Source organism: Haloactinomyces albus (assembly GCF_031458135.1).
Lineage (GTDB): Bacteria > Actinomycetota > Actinomycetes > Mycobacteriales > Pseudonocardiaceae > Haloactinomyces > Haloactinomyces albus.
In genome coordinates this window covers 4,076,520-4,098,755 of record NZ_JAVDXW010000001.1, presented here as the reverse complement: position 1 = coordinate 4,098,755, position 22,236 = coordinate 4,076,520, and the positions used below count along the sequence as shown (strand labels likewise).

General features: G+C 68.2%; 18 protein-coding genes and 1 pseudogene. 14 read left to right on the top strand and 5 right to left on the bottom strand.

The genetic code is table 11. The features are described 5' to 3' along the window. The first annotated feature begins 217 nt into the window (after positions 1-217). The 9 genes from JOF55_RS19335 (at position 218) to JOF55_RS19295 (ending at position 10,554) form a co-directional block, all read left to right on the top strand. A complete protein-coding gene (locus tag JOF55_RS19335) occupies positions 218-1,564 on the top strand; it encodes an MFS transporter (RefSeq protein WP_310276218.1) in 1,347 nt (448 codons plus the stop codon). Between the two features lie 67 nt (positions 1,565-1,631). After that, positions 1,632-2,852: an MFS transporter gene (locus tag JOF55_RS19330; protein ID WP_310276216.1), complete on the top strand. Its 1,221-nt coding sequence runs from the start codon at positions 1,632-1,634 to the stop codon at positions 2,850-2,852. Between the two features lie 147 nt (positions 2,853-2,999). Beyond that, entirely contained in the window at positions 3,000-4,298 is a 1,299-nt protein-coding gene (locus JOF55_RS19325; RefSeq protein WP_310276213.1) for an enolase C-terminal domain-like protein, read from the top strand. 82 nt (positions 4,299-4,380) lie between these two features. Next, positions 4,381-5,568, top strand: a complete 1,188-nt coding sequence (locus JOF55_RS19320; protein WP_310276210.1) for an L-talarate/galactarate dehydratase — start codon at positions 4,381-4,383, stop codon at positions 5,566-5,568. Positions 5,569-5,678: 110 nt separating this feature from the next. After that, complete coding sequence (gene mqo, locus JOF55_RS19315; RefSeq protein ID WP_310276207.1) at positions 5,679-7,190, top strand: malate dehydrogenase (quinone); 1,512 nt, start codon at positions 5,679-5,681, stop codon at positions 7,188-7,190. Between the two features lie 7 nt (positions 7,191-7,197). Next, positions 7,198-7,419 carry a hypothetical protein gene (locus JOF55_RS19310; RefSeq protein WP_310276205.1) on the top strand — a complete coding sequence of 74 codons (222 nt, stop codon included), beginning with the start codon at positions 7,198-7,200 and terminating at the stop codon, positions 7,417-7,419. A 304-nt stretch (positions 7,420-7,723) separates the two neighbouring features. After that, positions 7,724-8,377, top strand: a complete 654-nt coding sequence (locus tag JOF55_RS19305; protein ID WP_310276202.1) for a GOLPH3/VPS74 family protein — start codon at positions 7,724-7,726, stop codon at positions 8,375-8,377. A 30-nt stretch (positions 8,378-8,407) separates the two neighbouring features. After that, a complete protein-coding gene (locus tag JOF55_RS19300; RefSeq protein ID WP_310276199.1) occupies positions 8,408-9,952 on the top strand; it encodes an APC family permease in 1,545 nt (514 codons plus the stop codon). A 2-nt stretch (positions 9,953-9,954) separates the two neighbouring features. Then, positions 9,955-10,554 carry a GNAT family N-acetyltransferase gene (locus JOF55_RS19295; RefSeq protein WP_310278467.1) on the top strand — a complete coding sequence of 200 codons (600 nt, stop codon included), beginning with the start codon at positions 9,955-9,957 and terminating at the stop codon, positions 10,552-10,554. 388 nt (positions 10,555-10,942) lie between these two features. Here the strand turns inward: JOF55_RS19295 and JOF55_RS19290 are convergent, their stop codons facing one another. Further along, complete coding sequence (locus JOF55_RS19290; RefSeq protein WP_374727558.1) at positions 10,943-12,124, bottom strand: Nramp family divalent metal transporter; 1,182 nt, start codon at positions 12,122-12,124, stop codon at positions 10,943-10,945. A gap of 295 nt (positions 12,125-12,419) precedes the next feature. After that, entirely contained in the window at positions 12,420-13,337 is a 918-nt protein-coding gene (locus JOF55_RS19285; protein ID WP_310276193.1) for a dihydrodipicolinate synthase family protein, read from the bottom strand. A 115-nt stretch (positions 13,338-13,452) separates the two neighbouring features. Here JOF55_RS19285 and JOF55_RS19280 point away from each other — a divergent pair, with 115 nt between their 5' ends. Further along, positions 13,453-14,445, top strand: a complete 993-nt coding sequence (locus tag JOF55_RS19280) for a LacI family DNA-binding transcriptional regulator (protein ID WP_310276189.1) — start codon at positions 13,453-13,455, stop codon at positions 14,443-14,445. 245 nt (positions 14,446-14,690) lie between these two features. Here the strand turns inward: JOF55_RS19280 and JOF55_RS24555 are convergent. Then, positions 14,691-14,909 (bottom strand): annotated as a pseudogene (locus tag JOF55_RS24555) (PAS domain S-box protein); the annotation flags it as partial. A gap of 373 nt (positions 14,910-15,282) precedes the next feature. On the opposite strand from JOF55_RS24555, the gene JOF55_RS19275 reads away from it, so the two are divergent. The 4 genes from JOF55_RS19275 (at position 15,283) to JOF55_RS19260 (ending at position 20,373) form a co-directional block, all read left to right on the top strand. Continuing rightward, a complete protein-coding gene (locus tag JOF55_RS19275) occupies positions 15,283-15,942 on the top strand; it encodes a DUF5134 domain-containing protein (RefSeq protein ID WP_310276186.1) in 660 nt (219 codons plus the stop codon). A gap of 77 nt (positions 15,943-16,019) precedes the next feature. Further along, positions 16,020-17,033: a cytochrome c oxidase assembly protein gene (locus JOF55_RS19270; protein WP_310278464.1), complete on the top strand. Its 1,014-nt coding sequence runs from the start codon at positions 16,020-16,022 to the stop codon at positions 17,031-17,033. 58 nt (positions 17,034-17,091) lie between these two features. Then, a complete protein-coding gene (locus JOF55_RS19265; protein WP_374727557.1) occupies positions 17,092-19,416 on the top strand; it encodes a heavy metal translocating P-type ATPase in 2,325 nt (774 codons plus the stop codon). 180 nt (positions 19,417-19,596) lie between these two features. Then, positions 19,597-20,373 carry a zf-HC2 domain-containing protein gene (locus tag JOF55_RS19260; protein ID WP_310276180.1) on the top strand — a complete coding sequence of 259 codons (777 nt, stop codon included), beginning with the start codon at positions 19,597-19,599 and terminating at the stop codon, positions 20,371-20,373. A 76-nt stretch (positions 20,374-20,449) separates the two neighbouring features. Here JOF55_RS19260 and JOF55_RS19255 read toward each other — a convergent pair whose 3' ends face one another. Continuing rightward, positions 20,450-21,049 carry an FMN reductase gene (locus JOF55_RS19255; RefSeq protein WP_310276177.1) on the bottom strand — a complete coding sequence of 200 codons (600 nt, stop codon included), beginning with the start codon at positions 21,047-21,049 and terminating at the stop codon, positions 20,450-20,452. Further along, entirely contained in the window at positions 21,046-22,143 is a 1,098-nt protein-coding gene (locus JOF55_RS19250) for an LLM class flavin-dependent oxidoreductase (RefSeq protein ID WP_310276174.1), read from the bottom strand. Before JOF55_RS19250 ends, JOF55_RS19255 begins: the two co-directional genes overlap by 4 nt. Positions 22,144-22,236: the final 93 nt, after the last annotated feature.

The window sequence follows — 22,236 nt, the reverse complement described above, 5'->3', positions numbered from 1 at the left end:
TTCGACGCGGAAAACGGGCCGGCCAACAGCATTCGATTTTCGATCCTGCACAGAAACAAAAGAACGGTGCCGACGAAGTCTTGTTATCGCCCTGGCAACGCTTTACATTGTGACCATTCTTCGGTCGGAAGATTTTTGCCAAACCCGATAGCACGGCATGCCACGCGCTGCCGGTGCAGCTTTCTTCACTCGTGACCACACCATCGAGGAGGGCTCGATGTCCGAACAAACCACCGAAGTCAGAACCGACACTCCCGACAGACCCGTCCGGCGCACCGGGGTGCGGTGGTTGATCGCCGGCCTGCTGGCGACAGGTCTGATCATCGCTTTCATCGACCGCGCCAACCTGTCCGTGGCCATGCCCACGATCAGCGAGCAATTCGGGATCAGTCCGGCACTGCAGGGAGTTCTGCTCGGTGCCTGGGCATGGACCTACGCACTGTTCCAACTTCCCGCAGGCTGGCTGTCGGACAAGCTCGGGCCGCGTACGGTGTATGCCGTCGCGGTCGTGTGGTGGTCGCTGTGCACCGCGGGTGTGGCGCTCGTGCGCGGTGTCGGCTCCCTGCTGGGACTGCGGCTCCTGCTGGGCATCGGTGAGGCCCCCGTCATGCCCAGCAGCGCCAAAGCGGTCTCGGAATGGTTTCCCAAGAAGGAGCGGGCCCTGGCCTCCGGGCTCTACGGCTCGGGCAGCGAGGCCGGCGCCGCGATCGCCGTCCCGCTCGTCGCGCTGATCATCGTCGCCTTCGGCTGGCGCGGTGCGTTCGTGGCCACCGGTGCGCTCGGGCTGGTCTGGGCCGCGGCATGGCTGTGGATCTACCAGACACCGCGCAAGCAGCGGTGGACCTCGCAGGCCGAGGTCGACTACATCGTCGACGGTGGTGGCCTCGATACCGAGCCGACCGGCCAGGACAGGTCACTGCCCTGGGCACATCTGTTTCGCCACGGCACGGTGTGGGGACTGTTCTCCGGATACATCTGCCGCAACTTCCTGAACTACTTCTTCATCACCTGGTATCCGACCTACCTCGTCCAGGCCCAGGGCTTTTCCACGATGGACCTCGCCAAGTACGGCGCGATTCCCGGCATCGTCGCGATCTTCGGCAATTTCGCCGGTGGCTGGTTCTCCGATTATCTCGTGCGGCGTGGCACTTCGCTGAGCCGGGCACGCAAACTCCCGATCATCATCGGCACCCTCGGGTCCGGCACCGTCGCGTTCGCGATCTTCGCACCCAGCGCGGTCATCGCGCTGGTGTTCTTGAGCATCTCGTTCGCCAGTTCTTCCTTCGCCTCGGCCGGCATCCTGAGCCTGCCCATCGACGTCTCCCCCGGCGCGGGCAATGTGTCGTCCATCTACGCGATCCAGAACACGGGCTCCCAGATCGGTGGGCTGCTGAGCCCGATCGTGGTCGGCTTCCTCGTCGCGGTGACCGGATCCTTCGTCGCACCTCTGGTGGCGATGGGTGTGCTGTGCCTGGGAGCGGCGGCCATCTACGCGTTCGTGGTCAAGGTCGAACCGCTCGGTATCCGCAACCGACCGGCAACAGCCGCCGACGCGGCACTGTGACCGGCACACCGCCATTTTTCGGACACACCGGGAAACGCGTGATCGACACGGAGTCGGGGAGGCACAGGTGACGACCGACGGGACCGGCACGGACCCGCGCACCCGAACCGGCGCAGGGCTTTCCGGAGCCGCTACTCAGGCGGTGCTGGCCACCAGCGGTGGCCTGGTAGCGGCCTTCGTCACCTCCGCCCTGGCTCCGCAACTACGCGGGGATCTCGGGCTGACGGCGGCCCGGCTCGGTGTGGTCGTGGCGGTCTTCTTCGCCACCAGCAGCCTCACGGCTCCGCTGTCCGGTCGCTTGGTCGACCGGATGGGAAGTGTGCGCGTGATGCGCGCCGCTCTGCTGCTGGCCGCCGCCTGCCTGTCGTGGATCGGGTTCGCGGTGCACGACTGGGGCGGGCTGGCCACCGTGCTCGCCTGTGCCGGGGTGGCCAACGGAGCCATCCAGCCTGCCGCGAACCGCTACATCGGTCGGCTGATCCCCCCGCACCACCAAGGGACGGCCTTCGGCATCAAGCAGTCGGCGATCCCGGCGGCCATGCTCATCGGCGGGTTGGCCGTGCCGGTGGCGGCCTATGTGGCCGACTGGCGCACGGTTTACGTGGCCACCGCCGCCGCAGTGGGGATCACCGCGGCGGCCGTTCGCCGTCCCCCACCCGCTCAACGCGCCGCGACGATCTCCGCACCACCGCCGCCTTCCCGGAAGTCGGCGGGGTCATCGGCTGCCCTGATCGTGCTCGCGATCGGATGGGGACTGGCCTCGGCCGGTTCCAACGCCTTGGGTTCCTTTTTCGTCCTGACCGCGGTCCAAGCCGGTTACTCGGCCGCGACCGCCGGGATCCTGGCCATGGCCGGTGCGTTGTGCAGCATCACCGCCCGAGTCGTCGCCGGGATCCTCGCCGACCGGCAATCGGGCAGCGGACTGTCGATCGTCGCCGCGATGAGCGCGGCCGGTGCGGTGGGCATCGCACTACTGGCCACCAACCAGCTGTGGGCCTACGTCGCGGCGATCCTGCTCGGTTACGGACTCGGCTCCGGGTGGGGTGGGCTGTTCAGCTATGCGATCGTGACGAGCTACCCGAAGCGTCCCGGCCACGCCACCGGCATCACCCAAGCCGGAGCCAGTGCGGGCTCGTGCCTGGGACCGCTCGGTTTCGGTCTCGTGGCCGCCACCGGCGGTTATCCGGCGGCGTGGCTGGCCACCGGCGGCACACTGCTGGCCGCGGTCGCAATGGTCCTGGTGGGGCGTCGGATGTTGCGCTCCGCCGAGGCCCCACTCCGGTGCTGATTCCACCCAGCCAGGAGGAATCATCCATCGCACGAGAAAGGAACCAACGACTCTTGCGCGGCGATCACCGCCGTCCCGCGCGGTTCGCCGCGAAGTTCCACCTCACCAAAGCTCATCGCAGATGATTCATCACGGGAGAAAGATCCGATGTACGAGCGCTCGATGCTCATTTCCGAGGCACGCGTGACCCCGATCCTGGTGAGCGATGCCCCGCTGCTGAATCTTCAGGGGGTGCATCAACCGTATACCCCTCGCTGTGTCATCGAAGTCGTCACCGAGGGTGGAGTCGTCGGCCTCGGCGAAACCTACGGCGACCGGGAATACCTGACAGCCCTGCAGACCTTCGCCGCTCACCTGCCCGGCCATCCCGTCACCGCCTCCACCCGATTGTGGGACCTGGCCGCCGAGATCCTGCGGCCGGAGACCGTCGATGCCGATCTCCTCGGTGAACGACCGGACCGGGAGATGTTCGGCCGCAGGAACCTCGACAAACTGCACGGGATCGTGGTCTCGGCTTTCGAGGTGGCACTACTCGACGCGCTCGGTCGCACCGTGGACCTACCTGTGCACGCCCTGCTCGGTGGGAAGCTCCGCGACCGGGTCGACTACGCGGCCTATCTGTTCTACCGGTGGTCCGAACACCCCACCTCACACGCATCGAGCGACGACTGGGACGCGGCCCTGGATCCGGGTGGCGTGGTCCGCCAGGCCGAGCGCATGGTGCGCGAGCACGGGTTCCGATCGCTGAAACTCAAGGGCGGCGTGTTCCCGCCCGAGGAGGAGATCGCCGCCGTCACGGCTCTGCACCAGGCCTTTCCCGACCTGCCTGTCCGGCTCGACCCCAACGGGGCCTGGTCGGTCGACACCGGCACCAAGGTCGCCGAGAACCTGCGGGATGTTGTCGAGTACCTCGAAGATCCCTGCACCGGTACCCGGGCCATGGCCGAGGTCCACCGCCGTGCGCGAGTTCGGCTGGCCACCAACATGTGCGTGACCACCCCCGGGGAGATCCCCGAGGCCTTTGCCACCGACGCCGTCCAAGTCCTGCTCTGCGACCACCACTTCTGGGGCGGACTGCAGGCCACCCAACACCTGTCCGCCATCTGCAAGACCTACGGCGTCGGGCTGTCGATGCACTCCAACACCCACCTGGGCATCAGCCTCGCCGCCATGACACACGCCGCCGCCTGTGCACAGGGTGATCTGCACGCCTGCGATACCCACCGGCCGTGGCAGACCGAAGACGTGATCACCCGGCCGCACCGGTTCGACGGCGGGGCCATCACGGTGCCGGACGAGCCGGGCCTGGGAGTGGAACTGGACCGCGAGGCGCTCGCTCGCCTGCACGAGCGTTGGTCGGGCAGCGATGTGCGCACCCGGGACGATGTCGCCGCCATGCAGGTGGCGGACCCGCACTGGAGCATGCCGTCGATGCCGCGCTGGTAACCGCCTCGTCACCTGCCCGAGTCCCCATCCGAGACCTCACCTCGTGCACCGAGTGCACCGATTCCCGCCGGAGGACGACCACATGACCATCACCGGATCCCCCGAAGCCGAATCCGCCGCCACCGCACCGGGCGAACCCGCGACCGACCGCATTACACGGATACGTCTGTCCTTGGTGCACCTACCGCTGCACACACCGATCAGTGACGCCAAGGTCCTCACCGGACGCCAGAAACCACTCACCGAGGTCGCATTCCTCTTCGCCGAAGTCGGCACCGAAAGCGGCCGAGAAGGCCTCGGATTCAGTTACTCCAAACGCGCAGGTGGTGCCGGACTCTACGCCCACGCCACCGAGATCGCGCCCGAGTTGATCGGCGAGGATCCACACGACATCGGACGTCTCTGGCAGAAACTCGTGTGGGCCGGCGCCTCGGTCGGCCGCAGCGGCCTGGCCACCCAGGCCATCGCGGCCCTCGACATCGCGCTGTGGGATCTCAAAGCGCGCCGTGCCGCGCTCCCGCTGGCCAAGTTACTGGGCGCCCACCGCGATTCCGTCGCCTGCTACAACACCTCGGGCGGCTTCCTGTCCACACCCGTCGAGGGAATTCTGGAAAACGCCACAGCGTCACTGAGCCGTGGCATCGGTGGAATCAAGGTCAAGGTGGGGCACCCGGACTCCGCGACCGACATCCGGCGGGTGGAGGCCGTCCGCGAGCATCTCGGCGAAGCCGTCCCGCTCATGGTCGACGCCAACCAGCAATGGAACCGCGCCACAGCGCAACGTATCGGAAGTGTGCTGGAACGTTTCGACCTGACCTGGATCGAAGAGCCCGTCGACGCCTACGACACCGAAGGACATGCCGCCCTCGCAGGCAAACTCGACACTCCCGTGGCAACCGGTGAAATGCTCACCAGCATCGGCGAGCACAGGGATCTGCTCCGGGCCGGAGCCTGCGACTTCGTCCAGCCCGATGCGCCGCGAGTCGGGGGCATCACACCGTTCCTGCGCATCGCCGCACTCGCCGATGAGCACCACCTCGACATGGCACCGCACTTCGCCATGGAGATCCACCTGCACCTGGCGGCGGCCTACCCGCGCACCACCTGGGTCGAGCACTTCGAATGGCTCGAACCACTGTTCAACGAACGCCTCGAATGCCGCGAAGGCCGCATGGTGGTGCCGGACCGCCCCGGTCTCGGGCTCTCCCTCAGCGACCAAAGCCACGCCTGGACCACCGAACAAACGACCGTGGGCCATCGCACCACCTGAGCAGCCCTCCCGACCATCAGCATGCCCGGCGGGTGCGGCCTCGAGTCCGTACCGCTCGAGCCGCACCCGTGCCGGGGTCTCCGGTGCACCGACGAGAGGAGCAACAACCCGTGTCCGGAACCGAGTCGATCGAGCACTGGGACGTCGTTCTCGTCGGAGGCGGAATCATGAGCGCCACGCTGGGAGTGCTGCTCAGCGAGGTGCGACCGGACTGGCGGATCGCCGTCGTCGAGCGGCTCGACGAAGCCGGTCTGGAAAGCTCGAACGCCCGGAACAACGCGGGCACCGGCCATGCCGGGCTCTGCGAGTTCAACTACACGCCACGCAGGCCCGACGGCACGGTGGACGTGTCCAGCGCCGTTCGGATCGGCGAGCAGTTCGCGACTTCCCTGCTGTTCTGGTCCCGCCTCGTGGAGCAGGGTGTGCTGGGGCCACCGGAGGCGTTCATTCGCTCGGTCCCGCACCTGAGCTTCGGTAGTGGTACGGACAGCGTGGCTTACCTGCGCGCCCGGTGGGAGGCCCTACGAGACCACCCGCTCTTCTCCGACATGGAGTTCAGCGACTCCCCCGACAGCATCGCCTCCTGGGCGCCGCTGATGTCCGAAGGCAGGAGGAGCAACGAGCCGGTGGCGCTCACCAGGACGGCGCAGGGCACCGATGTCGACTTCGGCGTCCTGACCCGGCAATTGCTGTCGGTCCTGGAGGATCGTGGCGGCGCCGTCCACCTGCGCAGGCAAGTCACGTCCCTGCGCAGACGAGGGCAGGCCTGGCAGATGGAGGTCCGCGACCGCGGGACCGAGCAGCGTCGGCGACTGCGGACACCTTACGTCTTCATCGGCGCCGGGGGTGGGACGCTGCCACTGCTGCAATCGGCACGGATTCCCGAGACCCGGCGGTACGGCGCCTTCCCCATCAGCGGTCGGTTCTTGCGGACCGACCGGCCCGATCTCGTGGCAGCGCACCGGGGCAAGGTGTACGGCCACGCGGAGCCGGGTGCCCCGGCGATCTCGGTCCCCCACCTCGACCTGCGGGTGTTGGACGGGCGGGAGTCGCTGCTGTTCGGCCCGTTCGCGTCCTTTTCGCCCCGCTTCCTCACCCGCGGCCGGCTGACCGACCTCCCGCGCTCGGTGCGCCTCGGCAACCTGCCGGTCCTGCTGACCTCCGCGCGGGACAACCGCTCTCTGGTGACCTACCTCGTCCGGCAGGTGACTCAGTCCGCGGAAGCTCGGATGGCCGCCCTGCGGCGGTTCGTGCCGACGGCACGAGCGGACGACTGGACGCTGAGCACCGCAGGCCAGCGGGTGCAGGTTCTCAAGAAAACCGACGGCCGCGGCACGCTGGTCGGATTTGGCACGGAGATCGTCACTTCCGCGGGCGGGTCGCTGGCCGCCCTGCTCGGCGCCTCGCCCGGTGCCTCGACCGCTGCCTCCACGATGCTCGACGTGCTCGCAGCGAGTTTTCCGCAGCGGATGCCGGAGTGGGCACCCCGGCTGGACCGGCTGGTGCCGTCGGCGCAGACGGCGCGGGAATCCGATCCCGGGAGGCTGACCGAAGAGGTGGCACGAGCCCGCCGGGTGCTCGGACTGGCGCCGCTGAGCACCGCCCCCCGCAGAAAGGAGTGATGGTCCCGTGACCGCTGACCTCACCGCCCGGCTGCGCGACGGCATCGGATCCACCGGCCTGGTCAGCGACCCGGACGGTTACCTGACCGACTGGCGCAACGCGTGCTCCGGGACCGCCGCGGCTGTAGTGCGGCCGGGCACCACCGAGGAGCTCGCCCAGAATCGCCATTCACCCGTTTCGGCAGCCGGATATATGTTTTCACCGAGGATGCTTCCCCTGTTCCGGTAGTCGGCATCCACATTCCTCGAGAGATCGTGAAAAGATTTCACACAATTCGGAGTATCGGCCTCGCGGTGCCGGTTCGGTTGGGGGCACGAGTGAAAGCAAGACGCACGCACCGGGAATTCCGAAAAGGAGCCAGAATAGGGTACGGCTCGCCCTCGGAACAAGGCGTCATCGATTTTTGTGGCAATCGTGGCGAAGTGCTCCAGCAACCCGCGGTGGGTTCGTTAGGGTCCGCACTATGATCGACACCAGCAGTGCATGGGCACGGATGGTTCGGAGCAAGTCGTCCGGGCACCTCTGCTGACTCGTGCGTACCAACGACACGGCGTCCGAACCGTGGCACCTGGCCACGGACTGGTTCTGGCTCGCACACGATGACACCTCGGGCAAGGCCCGGGTGAACAGGACCCATTTGGGGATCGGACTCGGGGGAGCACTGCTGGCCGAGCTGCTTTCGGCCGAGTACATGACACTCACCGAAGACCTGGTCGTTCCCGTCACTCGGAACGTACCTCCCGATGTGCTCGCCCACCAGGTTTTCTCCGTGGCCCGCGGCGAACCACAGCCCCTGTCGACACGCACCTGGCTGTCCTATCTGTCCCGCACCGCCTACGAGGATGTCGGGCAACACCTGTGGCGCCGTGGGCTGATCGAGCGGAATCGTTCGATATTGTGGTGGGCTCCGCGGTGGCTGCCCGTCGATCCCGAGATCGCCCGGCAACCGAGCAGTCGGCTTCGTTCGCTGCTGATTCACGGGGAAGCACGCTCCGCCTACGATGCCGTGCTTGTCGGCCTGAGCGAGGCGACCGGGCTGCTGCAAGGAGTCCTGGATCCGGAGGAAATCCCCACCGCCCAGGAGTTCCTCCCCGCTGTTCTGCAGACCCTGTCACCCACTTTGCGCACCCTGCTCGGTCAAATGCGTGCTGCCGCCAGTGCCGCCGTGCTCTCCGAACGCCGTTGAAGCCCGACCCCTGTGGAGAGATTGATTCCCGTGTCCAGCACACCACCCGGCACCGCGCCGAGCACCGTGACCCGAGCTCTGGCGCGCAGTCGTGTCGGAAGCATATCCATGATCGGTTTCGTCGGTGCGGCAGCCGCACCGCTGATGGTCGTGGCAGCCCTGACCAGCACGGCATGGGCAGTCACCGGATTCGTCGGCATCCCCGTCGTCTTTCTGCTCACCGGCGCGGTGCTGGCGCTCTTCGCCGTCGGATACACCACGATGGCCCGCCACGTCGCCAATGCCGGAGCGCTGTACTCCTACGTGGTTCACGGGCTCGGTCGCCCGCTCGGGGTGGGAGCCGCCGGTGTGGCGCTGCTGGCCTACAACGGCCTGCAGATCGGCCTGTACGGCGCGTTCGGTGTCATCAGCAGCGGGGTGGCGGCCTCCCTGTCCGGGCTGGAAATGCCGTGGTGGTCATGGGCCCTGATCGCCTGGCTGGCCGTGGCCCTTCTCGGCGTGCTGCGGGTGGACCTCAACGGCCGGGTGCTGTCCCTGCTGCTGGCCGCGGAGTGCGTGATCATTTTGCTCGCCGACATCGTGATGCTGGCCGACCCTGCCGGTGGCACGATTTCCCTGGCCGCCCTGTCGCCCGCACACCTGGCCACCACTGCGATCGGAGCGCCGCTGGTGGTGACCGCCACCGCCTTCCTCGGTTTCGAGGCCCCCACGGTCTACGCCGAGGAGGCCCGTGATCCTCGCCGCAACATCCCGATCGCGACATTCAGCGCCCTGGGCATCATCGCGGGCCTGTACGCGCTGTCGTCCTGGGCGATGACCGTGACCCTCGGACCGGACCGCATCGTCGGCGCCGCACGGGACCAGGGCTCCGAACTGCTGTTCAACCTCATCAGCGGGCACCTGGGCACCACGGCAGGCGGCATCGCACGCATCCTGCTACTGACCAGCGTTTTCGCCGGTTTGCTCGCCTTCCACAACACCGTCGCCCGCTACAGCTTCGCCCTGGGACGGGAACGGGTCCTACCGGCCGTGCTGGGAACCACCGGGCGGCGCACCGGATCACCCAAGGTCGGTTCTCTGGTGCAGAGCGGCCTCGGTCTGCTCGTCCTGCTGTGCTACGCAGTCGCCGGGCTCGATCCGATGGTGGCGCTGTTTTTCACCCTGGGCACCGGCGGAGGCCTCGGTGTGCTGATGCTGCTGGCCACCACGAGCATCAGCGTGGTCGTGTTCTTCGCCCGCCACCGCACGGCGCAGGACTCGCCGTGGCGCACCGCGCTGCTGCCCGGCCTCGCCGCACTTCTCCTCGTGACCGGAGTCGGTCTGGCCGTGGCCAGGATCGACATCCTGCTCGGTGTCGCCCCCGGTTCGATGCTGACCTGGTTGATTCCGCTGACCTATCTCGCGGCGCTGCTCGCCGGGATCTCCTGGGCCCTGGTCCTGCGGCAGCGGAATCCGCACGCCTACCTGACGATCGGCCGCGGCGCCGAAGCCGACGCCGCGCTGCCGAACACCGCGAATGCCCCTACGGAGCCATCCGGCCGTCGACCCCACCCGAGTGAGGAGATCACGCAGTGACCATGACGATCGCTTCCTGCACGCCCACCGACGGCACCTACCTCGCCGGGCTGGTCGCGCGCGCCTTCGCGGACAATCCCGTCACGAAGTGGCTCACCCTGGGAATGGAAGCCGAGCCGGAGCGGCAGCGCATGCTGGAAGCCTACTTCCGCATCCTCGTCGACTACGCCTTACGGGACGGCGAGGTCGAGGCCACCAGCGACGGATCCGGTGCGGCTCTGTGGCTGCCGCCGGAGGCACCCCCACCGGCCGACTACGACGAGCGGCTGGCCGAGGCCACCGGCCACCGCGCCGAGCGCTTCCACACCCTCGACGCGGCCATGCACCGGGCCCATCCCACCGACACCCGGCATCACCATCTGGCGCTGCTGGCCGTGGAACCGCGCGTGCACAGCACCGGATACGGCACCGCACTGCTGGAACACCACCACCGGCGCCTCGACGAGCAGGGCCTGGACGCCTACCTGGAGGCCTCCGCTCCCCGCAACCGGGCGCTCTACGAACGCATGGGTTACCAGCTGACCGGAGACACCTTCGAGCTCCCCGACGGGCCTTCGATGTGGCCGATGCGCAGGCCGGCTCCCCGCGCGGCGTCTCGGTGATCGCCGCGGCGGTGTCCTCGTCCGAGGTGTCGAGTGCGGACCCGGTCACCGGCAGGTTCCGGCAGAAAGGGCGTACAACGGTTCCGGGCGGCGGCTGCTGCCGCCACAGCGTGCCTTCCCAGTCGGCGATGGCACGGTCGTTGGCGTACTGCTGTCGGTTACCGGGGCTGCCGCTGACGACCAGTCCCCCGTTGAAATCCTCCGGCAAGCCGATGAGTTGACCACCTCGAAGGTAGGCAGGCGGCACGACAGAAGGAATGGGACGAATCCACACGAACCACAACAGCGCTATGGGGAACCGGGGCATGGGACGGCGGGATTCGCTCGGCGGTGGTGGTGAGCGCTCGGCCGAGGGAGTTCGGTTTTCCAGCCGTGGCGCGGTCCCAGGTTAGGAGAAGCTGGTGATCAGGCTGTAGCAGGTGGCCAGGATCGCGGCAAGGCCGAGGGCAGCGAGGGGGTTGTGCCACCAGCGGTTGCGCAGGTCGCCCATGAGTCTGCGGTTGTTGGCGAGGATCACCAGCAGGATGCCGAGCAGGGGCGCGACCACGACGGTGAGCGCCTGCGCGGTGATGATCAGTTGAATGGGTGAGCCGCCGGCTACGGCGGTGACGGTCGCGCCGAAGGCCAGCACCCCGAGGATGGCGAGCCGCACCCGGCCTGAGGACAGCTGATTGCCCCAGCCCAGGCCGTCGGACAGCAGTGTGCCGCCGGCGGTGGCGTTGGCCAGCATCGAGGAGAACGCAGCACCGAAAAAGCCGAGGGCGAAAATGATTCGTCCGGTCTGGCCGGCGATCGGCTCGAGCACACCCGCCAGTTCAGCGAGGCTGGCGCCCTGTTCATCTCTGAGCACGGCGGCCGAGGCGATGATGACCAGCGCGGTCATGATGCCGGGTGCGACGATGCCGGGAATGGTGTCGGCCAGGGTGGTTTCACGGTACTGATCGCGATGCAGGCCGCGTTCCCGGGAGGCGTAGCCGGTGTAGAACGCGGCGTTGATGGAAAAGTTCGTTCCGACCAGTGCGACCAGAAGCAGCCCGGTTCCCGGTGGGATGGTCGGGACCAGTCCGGCGGCCGCACCGGTCCAGTCGGGGCGGCTGAGCACAGCGGTGATCACGAAGCAGACCGCCATGGTCGCGATCATGGCCAGGAGCACTTTCTCGATCACACCGTAGAGTCCGCGGGTGAACAGGAAGGTGGCGACCACGGCCGTGCACGCGAAGGTCCACCACACCGGCGAACCGCCGAGCACCAGCGACAGCCCCAGTCCAGCCCCGACGGCGTTGCCGACGGAAAACATCAGGGCGATGACAAAGACCCCGAGCCCGGCGGCGCCACCGACCGCGCGGCCCAGAGTCCGCTTGACGGTTTCGACGACCGAGTCGCGGGAAACGAGCGCGATCCGCACGCTCATGTCCGTGAAGGCGATCATCAACACGGTCGAGATGACGAGAACCCAGATCAGGGAATAGCCGAAGCGACTGCCGGCTTGAACAGCCGAGGTGAGGTTGCCGGGGCCGAACTGCCAAGCCCCGGCCACGAACGCGGGGCCCATGAGGGCGAGCAGCCGCACAAGGCGGGCACTGCGGCCCGCGCGAGGGGCAGGGCTGGTCGACGAGTCACCAGAGTCGAAGCGGTGGGATTCGCCACTGGTTCTGCTCGTCCGGTGGGTAGGCACTGCATCGGGCATGTGGATCGTTCCTCGCCCTCCACGGTAGACGCGGAGTTCGTCGGGACTACGTTGTCACCGGGCCGACGCGCGAGCGAAGGCGCGGCGGTGGAGCCCGGGCGGCGCACTACCGCCGCCCGGGCATGCTCCGTCCGTGCTGGGACGGCCGGAGCCGGAGTGAACCTCATCGGAGGCGTTGTCAGATCAGCTCGGCCTTTTTGAGGGCGAGGGTGATCTCCTCTTCGGCCTCGGTCGACAGGTCGATCAGCGGGGACCGCACGGTAGCCGAGGGCAGCAGGCCGCGGGCCTTGAGGCCGAGCTTGAGCGCGACCGTGCCCTCCATGTGGGACCCGCGGTGGTAGACGGCCTTGGTCACCGGCAGCAGCCGGTCGTGCACCGCACGGGCTGCGGGATAGTCACTGGCCTTGCCGGCGGCGATGAGCTCGATCAGCGGCTCCGGAGCCAGGCCCCCGTAGCCGACGAGGGCACCATCGACATCGAACATGGTGTGCAGCAGATACTCGTCATGGCAGGTGAGAACCTGCAGGTCCGGCTGCTCGGCGCGCAGCACGGGGACCTCGGTGTCCCAGCGGCGCATGTTGCGCACCCCGTTCTTGGTGGCGAACACCCCCGGCTGCGCCGCGATGTCCAGCTGGGTGGCCAAGTCGTAGCTGGCCTTGGTCGCATCGGGGTACTGGAACAGGATCAGCGGCAGCCCGGACTCCTCGTGGATGGCCCGGTAACGTTCCTGCGGGGCACCAGGCTGGAACCCGAACCGCAACCAACCGTGCGAGGGATAGACCAAACCCGCGGCCGCGCCGGCCTCGACGGCCCGCACGGCCTCAGCTGCGGCCACGGCCGTGCCCTCACCGGTGATGCCGGCAATGATCGGCACCGCACCATCGACCGCTTCGACCAGCGTGCGGATCGTGGCGACCTGCTCGTCCTGGGTGAGGAACGTGCCCTCACCGGCATGGCCCAGACAGACCAAGCCCTTGACCCCGTCGAACCCGGCCAGCCACGCGCCGTAGCCGGCCAGCGCGGCGTGGTCGACCGCGCCCTCGGGAGTGAACGGGGTGACCGGCGCAGGCACCAACCCGCGGAGATCGAGAGACATTGTCTTCCCTTCTATGTGGGAACGATTGCGGGAACGTTCCCAACAATGCGACATGACGTTCTGCCCGTCAACACCTCATCCGTCCCGCTCTCGTCAACCGGTAGCCTCGGGGACCGTGGTGACCATCCTGGATGTTGCCCGGGCGGCCGGTGTCAGCAAGTCGACAGTCTCCCGGGTGCTCGACGAACGCCTGCCCCGCTCCAACAGTGCCACCGCTGAGCGCGTTCGCCGGGTCGCCGCCGAGCTCGGCTACGTCCGCAACCCCCACGCCTCGGAGTTGCGGCGAACCGGAACCAGCACCGTCGGAGTCGTCGTTCCGCGATTGACCGACACGGTCATGGCCATGCTCTACGAGGAAATCGCCGCCGCCACAACCGATCGCGGACTCTCCGCTCTCGTGGCCACCACCGAGGACCAGCCCGAGGCCGAGCGGATCGCTGTCGACAATCTGCTGCAACGATGGGTCGACGGGCTCATCCTCACCACCGCACGCACACCCGGTCCAACCCCACAGGGACCGGCCCGCTACCCCGTGCCCTACGCCCTTGCCCTACGCACCGACGGGATCAGCGCCTCCTCCATCGGTGACGATCGCCTCGGCGGGCATCTGGCCACCCGCCACCTGCTCGACCTGGGCCACCGGCGGATCGGCCTGGTCAGCGGCCCCACCTACGCCTCCAGCTCCCAAGGCCGCCGCGACGGCTACCAACAAGCCCTCGTCGAAGCCGGAATCAGCCTCGACGAAGCACTCGTGGCAGGCAACTCCTTCTCCATGGACGCCGGCGAAGCCGCAGGCCGCTCCCTGTTGAGCAAGTCCGACCGGCCCACGGCCATCTTCGCGGTCAACGACAACACCGCAATCGGCGTCATGGCCGCCGCCCACGCGCTCGGCCTCCGCATCCCCGAAGACCTCTCGCTGGCGGGCTATAACGACATCCCCGTCGTCAGCCGGCTACCCGTACCCTTGACCACCGTCCGCGTACCCTTCGACCACATCGCCACAGGCGCTCTCGAACTGCTCCTCGACCACGACACCACCCACCCGCCCCGCACCCTGGTCGCCACCCCCACCCTCATCCCGCGAAGTTCCACCACCACACCTCCGTAGCAGCCAGGCCCGTCGTAAGGTCGTCGTTTCAAGAGCCTCTCCACTGCTCGTCCCCCGGCCACCAGCCGAGCGACCCCGAGCTCCCACTTCGTCAGCCGAGAACGCCACAGCTCTCGATGTCCCTCTGCAGACAAATTCGTCTCCGCCGGCGCGAGCCACCGTGTCGCGGGCGGCGGTTGGCCAGAACCGTACTTCCGGGGACCCTGATCCTTCCCAGTCCTGCCGCAGATCGGCGAGCACAGCATCGTACTGACACTGCCGTCGGAATGCCGGAGTCGTATCTCGGTCGGGAAACCTTCCCGGTGCCCCGCCGACAACTCCGTGATGTTGTCCCGCCCGATCGGCTCGTCGTCCGGACGGATCAAGTCCGCGGGGAGCAACTCCCGTAGAGATTCCCGATCGTAACCAAGCATGCAACACATGGCGGGATCGACGTCCACGTGGTTCCCCTCGCGGTCGAGCACCGCGGGTGTCCGCAGTGCCGACGTTGTGGGACGGCACCGGAGGACCTCGGTCGCTCTGGCATTGTGTCTTTCCCACAACGACAGCCGACTCCGACCGGGGCGATGTCCTGCGTGCCGAACCGCACGAATCGGGGCCGGACCTGCCGATTCGCTTGCTGCTCGGACCTCGCCGCACCAGCCCTGGTCGGCCCTCCTTTCCGGTGACCACCATGTTTCGCCGGACCACGCGTTGACGGCCGAGGAGTGACCAAGCTCATGTGGGCGCGACGGGAACCGAACGGCCGCACCCCACGACAGGTATGACGAACGGGGTTCATTTTGCGAAGCGGTAACCGGAGCGAGGGAGCGGAACGTGCACGGTGAGATGGCAGCGATGAGTATGCCGCTGTTACCGATGTGGTTGCGAATCGTGTGGGTGGTGGCGTTGTGTGGCGTGATCGTGACGCATGTCGGCCACGCTGTGGCGATGCCGGGACAGCGCCGCTGGTGGCATGTCGGGCACACGGCAATGGCCGCGGGCATGGCGCTGATGTATCTGCTGCCCCGCATGCAGCATCCCGCGCTGTACCGGGCAGGGCTGGTGCTGTTCGTGCTCATCATGGTCGCCGAGGCCGCCGCCACCGCCGTGTTCCGGCGCCGCGAAGGGATGCTCAACCCCCTGTGGCTACTGTCCGCAGTGGACATGTTCGCGATGGCGTATATGCTGCTGGCACCGGCGGCCCGGCCGGTGTGGTTGACCTGGGTGCTCGTCGCCTACCTGGGCGGTCAGGTTCTGGGCTGGGCCTTCGGGCTGTGGGATCGATTGCCGGTGTTTGCCCGCGGGCTCCCGGCCACTGTCGCGCCCGGAGATTCACCGACCGCGGTGGAGCGAACGCACCGGCACGAACACGCGGTGACGCCGTTGGCGGACGATCCCGCGCCGGAGGCCGCGCCGGGCCCCGTGGTGGGACTGACCGCGCATTCCACCGTTGCGGTACGCGTCACGCTGGCGGTGATGGCAGCCGGCATGGCTTACATGCTGGCCATAATGTAGCCACCACAGCCGTAGCCGAGCAGGACTCGAAGCGGACGCGGCCGGACCCGACAGACCCGTGAGGTTCGAGGATCGTGATGCAGCATTTGCCGCCACTGACGTGGGCCACCGGGCTCACATCCTGGCAACTCTCCCCGTGGGACGGGCTCGTGGCCGTGCTGGCCGCGGCCTACCTGATGGGCGTTGCCAGATACCGCCGCCACGGCAGGTGGCCCGTGTGGCGAACGATGGCTTTCCTGTCCGGGCTGACCGTGTTCGTTCTCGCGGTCAACAGCGGGATCGGTGTCTACAGCGAGGCTCTGGTCTGGGTGCACATGGTCCAGCACCTGATGTTGATCATGGCCGTGCCCATCCTGCTGATCGCGGGGCGCCCCCTGTCGCTGTGGGTCACCGCGGGCGGGGATCCCTCGGGGCGACGAGAACGGTTCCTGCGCTCCCGCGCCGTGGGCATGCTCACCCACCCCGCAAGCTCCTTCGTGTTCTACGCCGCCGTGCTGGTGATCACCCACCTGACGGTCTTCGCCCAAGCACGACTGGAACACCCCTGGCTGCAGCATCTTGAAATCGCGCTGTATCTGATCAGTGGTTACCTGCTCTTCCTGCCCCTCCTCGGAGGGGAACCGACCCGGTGGCAACGCTTCCCGCACCCGCTGCGGGTGGTGGTGCTCATGGCGGGAATGCTGCCGGACACGTTGGTCGGGGTCGTGCTCATGATGGCCCCGCAGCCCTTCGCTCCGGCCTACCGTCTGGCGCGACCCGAGTGGGGCCCGACACTGCTGGCCGACCAACACCTCGCCGGGGCGATCATGTGGTTTTTCGGGGATGCCACCATGGCCGTCCTGGCGTTGATCACCGTCCGGATCTGGCTGCGTACCAGCGGCCCGGAGACCGGATTCGGCTCGTGGCTGGAGTCGGCTCGCCGCAGCGCCTTGACCCACACCACCACGGGGACCGCGCCTGCGCTGGACAACGCCGACGACGTCGACGCCGACGAGCAGGCACTGGCCGACTACAACGCCATGCTCGCCCGCTTGCACCACGATTCGAGACGGTCTCCCCCACACCGCTCCGAGCAGGAGAACCATCCGTGACGACGCCCCGCGGGGTACCACCATCCTCCACCGGGAGCTCAAAGGAAGTGAGATGCGGATGACCTCGATGTCTCCACCCAGGCAGCCCCAGCCCGAGACGCGCTCGGTGGAGCTGGCTGTTGCGGGAATGACGTGTGCCTCCTGTGCGACGCGGGTGCAGCGCAAACTCAACAAGCTCGACGGTGTGTCGGCCAGCGTCAACTACGCCACCGAGAAGGCCACCATCGAGACCTCGGACGACGTGGCCGATGAGCAGCTGCTCGAGCAGGTCGAAACAGCCGGGTACCAGGCCACGGTCATCGAGCCCGACACGTCGGGCGAGGCCGAGCCGCAGGAGCGGGTCCGGTACCTGTGGCGCCGCCTCATGGTGGCGTTGCTCTGCGGCGTGCCGCTGACCAATCTGTCGATCACACTGGCCCTGGTGCCCTCGTTGCGGTTTCCGGGGTGGCCGTGGATGCTGCTGGCGCTGACCCTGCCGGTGGTGACCTGGTCCGCCTGGCCGTTTCACCGCCAAGCCCTGCTGCACGCCCGCCACGGTGCCACCTCCATGGACACCCTGGTCTCCCTCGGCATCACCGCGGCCGGCTGCTGGTCGGTGTATACGATCTTCGCCTACCGCCACACGTCCACCGCCGGCAACGACCTCCTCGGTCTGCTCCTGCAGCCGGCCGGGTCGGTCTATCTCGACGTGGCCGTCGCGGTGACCATATTCATGCTCGCCGGACGCATGCTCGAGGCCAAGGCCAAGCACCGCGCAGGCGGAGCCCTGCGAGCGCTGGCCTCCCTCGGAGCCAAGGACGTGACCGTGCTGGACGAGCACGGCCACGAACACCGCGTTCCGGTCGGCGATCTGCGCCTCGACGACCACTTCGTGGTCCGCCCCGGGGAGACCATCGCCACCGACGGCGACGTGCTGCACGGGCACTGCACCGTGGACACCAGCACGATGACCGGCGAACCGGTCCCCGTCGAAGCCTCGACGGGAGATTCGGTCGTGGGCGGCACCATCGCCACCAGCGGACGGATCGTGGTGCGCGCCACCCGCGTGGGCGCGGACACCCAACTGGCCCAGTTGCGGCGGCTGGTCGAACAGGCCCAGACCGACAAGGCCCGAGTGCAGCGGCTTGCCGACCGGATCTCCGGATGGTTCGTGCCCGCCGTGTGCCTGCTGGCCACGCTGACCTTCCTGAGCTGGTGGCTGCTCGAGGCACCCCTCGAGCAGGCCTTCAGTGCGGCCCTGACCGTGCTGATCATCGCCTGCCCGTGCGCATTGGGCCTGGCCACCCCGACCGCGCTGCTGGCAGCCACCGGACGCGGGGCCCAGCTGGGGATCTTCATCAAGGGCCATCAGGCGCTGGAGTCGGCTCGGGCGATCGACACCGTGGTGCTGGACAAGACCGGCACGCTGACCACCGGCCGCATGGCCGTGGTCGACCTGCACACCACTGCGGACACCGACGCCGCCACGCTGCTGCACCAGGCCGGCGCCGTCGAGGACGCCTGTGAACACGTCGTGGCCCACGCGATCAGCGCGCTGGCCCGGCAAGAACTCGGGCCACCGGCACCGGTCCAGGACTTCACCAGCCTGTCCGGACTGGGCGCCGCCGGGACCGTGGACGGTCATGCGGTGCTGGTGGGATCGGCTCGGCTGCTGCGCGAACGCGGCAGCGCTCTGCCCACCGAACTCGACGCCCAGCGCGCCGACTGGGAACGCCAAGGGCGCACCACCGTGGCCGTGGCGGTGGACGGACAAGCCCGGGGCGTGTTCGCCCTGACCGACACGGTCAAGCCCTCGGCGACCCCCATGATCGCAGCGCTGCACCGCCTCGGGCTACGCACCGTCCTGCTCTCCGGCGACAACGCGGCCACCGCACGAGCCGTCGCCAACACGGTCGGCATCGACGAGACCCTGGCCGAAGTCCTGCCCGCCGACAAATCCGCCACCATCACGGCCCTGCAAGCCCAGGGCCGCACCGTGGCCATGGTCGGCGACGGCATCAACGACGCCCCCGCACTCGCCCGCGCCGACCTCGGCCTCGCCGTGATCTCCGGCACCGACGTCGCCCTGGACGCCGCCGATGTCCTTCTCGTCCGCGACCGGCTCGACGTCGTGCCCCATGCGATCACACTGGCCCGCAGCACGCTGCGCACCATCCGCAGCAACCTCGCCTGGGCCTTCGGCTACAACCTCGCCGCCCTGCCGCTGGCTGTTTTCGGTCTGCTCAATCCCCTGATCGCTGCCGCGGCCATGGCCCTGTCGTCGTTGTTCGTGGTGACCAACAGCCTGCGCCTGCGCAACTTCGGCACCGAACCACCCCCCACCGGGGGGACCACCCGAGCACAGCGCAACCGAGCGGAAAGCACCCCGGTAGCCCCCACCTGAGCGACATCCCCCACCGGCCCCACGCTGTACGCACATCCAGCCGGGCGCCGAGAACACCCCGAGTACGCCTGATACTTCCGAAGGCCCCGACACGTCCGATGCCCTCGCAGTCGACATCCGCCAGCAGGACACCCATGTCTCGCAGGACTTTCAGGACGGGAAAGGAACTCGCAGGCTGCTGTGTACGACCGGAACCGTGTGGACTGCGTGGAAACGACCGAGACCCTCTCCGCCGAGCTCGACGGAGAGGCGAGTGAGGAGGAGCGGCTCGCAGCCGAAGCACACCTCGGCGGCTGCGCCGACTGCAGACAGCACTACGAGGCGATGGCCGCCATCACCCGGTCGGCACGACTGCTGCCCGTGGAGCCGGGGCCGGACGTGACCGCCTCGGTCCTGCCCGCCTGGCAGCCGCGGCTGCTCGACCGCCTGCGTGGGCGGGCGGGACGGCGGCTGCGCCTGATGTTGCGCGGAATGCTGGCGTTGGTGGCAGCGGTGCAGCTGCTGGTGGCCTTGCTGCAGGTCACGGGGACGGGAGTGAGCGTGCACGCGAACCCCGCCCCCGGCGGAACGATGCCGCACATCAGCCACGAGACGGGGGCGTGGAACGCAGCGATCGCGGTGGCACTGGGATGGGTCGCGCTGCGCGCACAGCACGCCGCCGCACACCTGCCGCTCCTGTTCAGCTTCGCGTGCGTGCTGTTCGGACTGTCCGGCTTCGACCTGGTGCTGGGCAACGTGAGTACGGCCCGCGTGGCCTCACATCTGCCGATACTGTTCGGTGTCCTGCTGGTGGCCGGTCTGGCCGTGCTGCGCAGCGAGGAAAGCGGTCCCGATACCCCGCGTGCGAAACGCCCCGAGCACGCCGTCGACGTCGGTGGCGACGAGGCGCCCGAACCGGTGACCCGGCGATGGGACGGTTCAGCACCGCCCTCGGCGAGGCACCGCGAAAGCGCATGAGAGTCCGTGCCCGCGGAACGCGACCACGGCCACGGCCGCACCGCGACAGCGGTGGATTCGTCGGAGATGGCTTCCCTTAGCGCGCCGTGGTCCCGTGGAGGAGCTGCTCGAACGGTACCGGCTCGGTGAACGGGTCCGTCTTCTCGCGTTTCGGGTGGTCTCGCACGGTTGCGGCGAGTTCGCTCGCGGCGCGGGTGATGCGCTGGCGGAGGTCGGTGTCGTTGCCCCAGTCGGCGCTGGCGGCGTAGACGGCGGTGGGGACGGTCCGAGCGCGTAGGTAGGCCAGCAGTGGACGCAGTGCGTGCTCGAGCACCAGCGAATGCCGCTCGGTACCGCCGGTCGCGCCGAGCAGCACCGGCTTGTCCTGCACCGAATCCGGGTCGACGATGTCCATGAAGGACTTGAACAGGCCGCTGTAGGAGGCGGTGAACGTCGGGCTCACCAGAATGAGCCCGTCGGCGGCCTCGAGCTGGTCGAGCACGCCCCGCAGGTGCTGGTTGGCGAAGCCGGTGAGCAGGTTGTCGGTGATGTCGTGGGCGTAGTCGCGGAGTTCGACCACCTCGACCGTGGGCTCGTCGTCCAGCTCGCTGCGGGTGGCCGTGGCCAGCCGGTCGGCCAGCAACCGGGTGGACGACGGCTGCGACAGGCCCGCGGAGATCGCGAGGATACGGGTCATGCCGCGCTCCCTTCTGTGCTCTCCTGCTGTGCCCGGACCAGGGACTCGTGCGTGGGGGCGTCGGGAACGTGGGCGGGTTTGCGCGCGTCGAGTTCCTTGCGCAGCACGGGTACGACTTCCTCGCCGAGCATGTCGAGCTGTTCCAGCACGGTCTTGAGCGGCAGGCCGGCGTGGTCGAGCAGGAACAGCTGGCGCTGGTAGTCGCCGACGTAGTCGCGGAAGGTCAGGGTGCGGTCGATGACCTGCTGCGGCGAGCCGACCGTCAGCGGGGTCTGCTCGGTGAATTGCTCCAGCGTCGGGCCGCCGCCGTAGACCGGGGCGTCGTTGAAGTACGGGCGGAACTCGTTCCACGCGTCCTGGGAATTGCGGCGCATGAACACTTGCCCGCCCAGCCCGACGATCGCCTGGTCGGCCGAGCCGTGGCCGTAGTGCTCGAACCGGCTGCGATAGAGCTCGACCATGCGCTGGGTGTGCTCTTTCGGCCAGAAGATGTGGTTGTGGAAGAACCCGTCGCCGTAGTAGGCCGCCTGCTCGGCGATTTCGGGACTGCGGATGGAACCGTGCCAGACGAACGGCGGCACATCGTCGAGCGGGCGCGGAGTGGAGGTGAACCCTTGCAGCGGGGTGCGGAAGTTGCCCTGCCAGTCGACGACGTCCTCGCGCCAGAGCCGGTGCAGCAGGTGGTAGTTCTCGATGGCCAGCGGAATGCCCTGGCGGATGTCCTGGCCGAACCACGGATACACCGGCCCCTGGTTGCCCCGGCCCATCATGAGATCCACCCGGCCGTCGGCCAGGTGCTGCAGCATCGCGAAGTCCTCGGCGATCTTGACCGGGTCATTGGTGGTGATCAGCGTCGTGGCCGTGGACAGGATCAGTCGCTGCGTGCGGGCGGCGACGTAGCCGAGCATCGTCGTCGGCGACGACGGCACGAACGGCGGGTTGTGGTGCTCGCCGGTGGCGAACACGTCCAGCCCCACCTCCTCGGTCTTGAGCGCGATCCGCATTATCGCCTGGATGCGCTCGCCCTCGGTGGGCGTCCGCCCCGTCGTCGGGTCAGGGGTGACGTCACCGACGGTGAAAACCCCGAACTGCATGCCGACCTCCTCGGTCCTTCAGATTTTAACTAAATGGGGAACGGCGGCGAGGTGGGCACTATTCCCGCCGGCTGGACGCGGTGACGCGTGCCA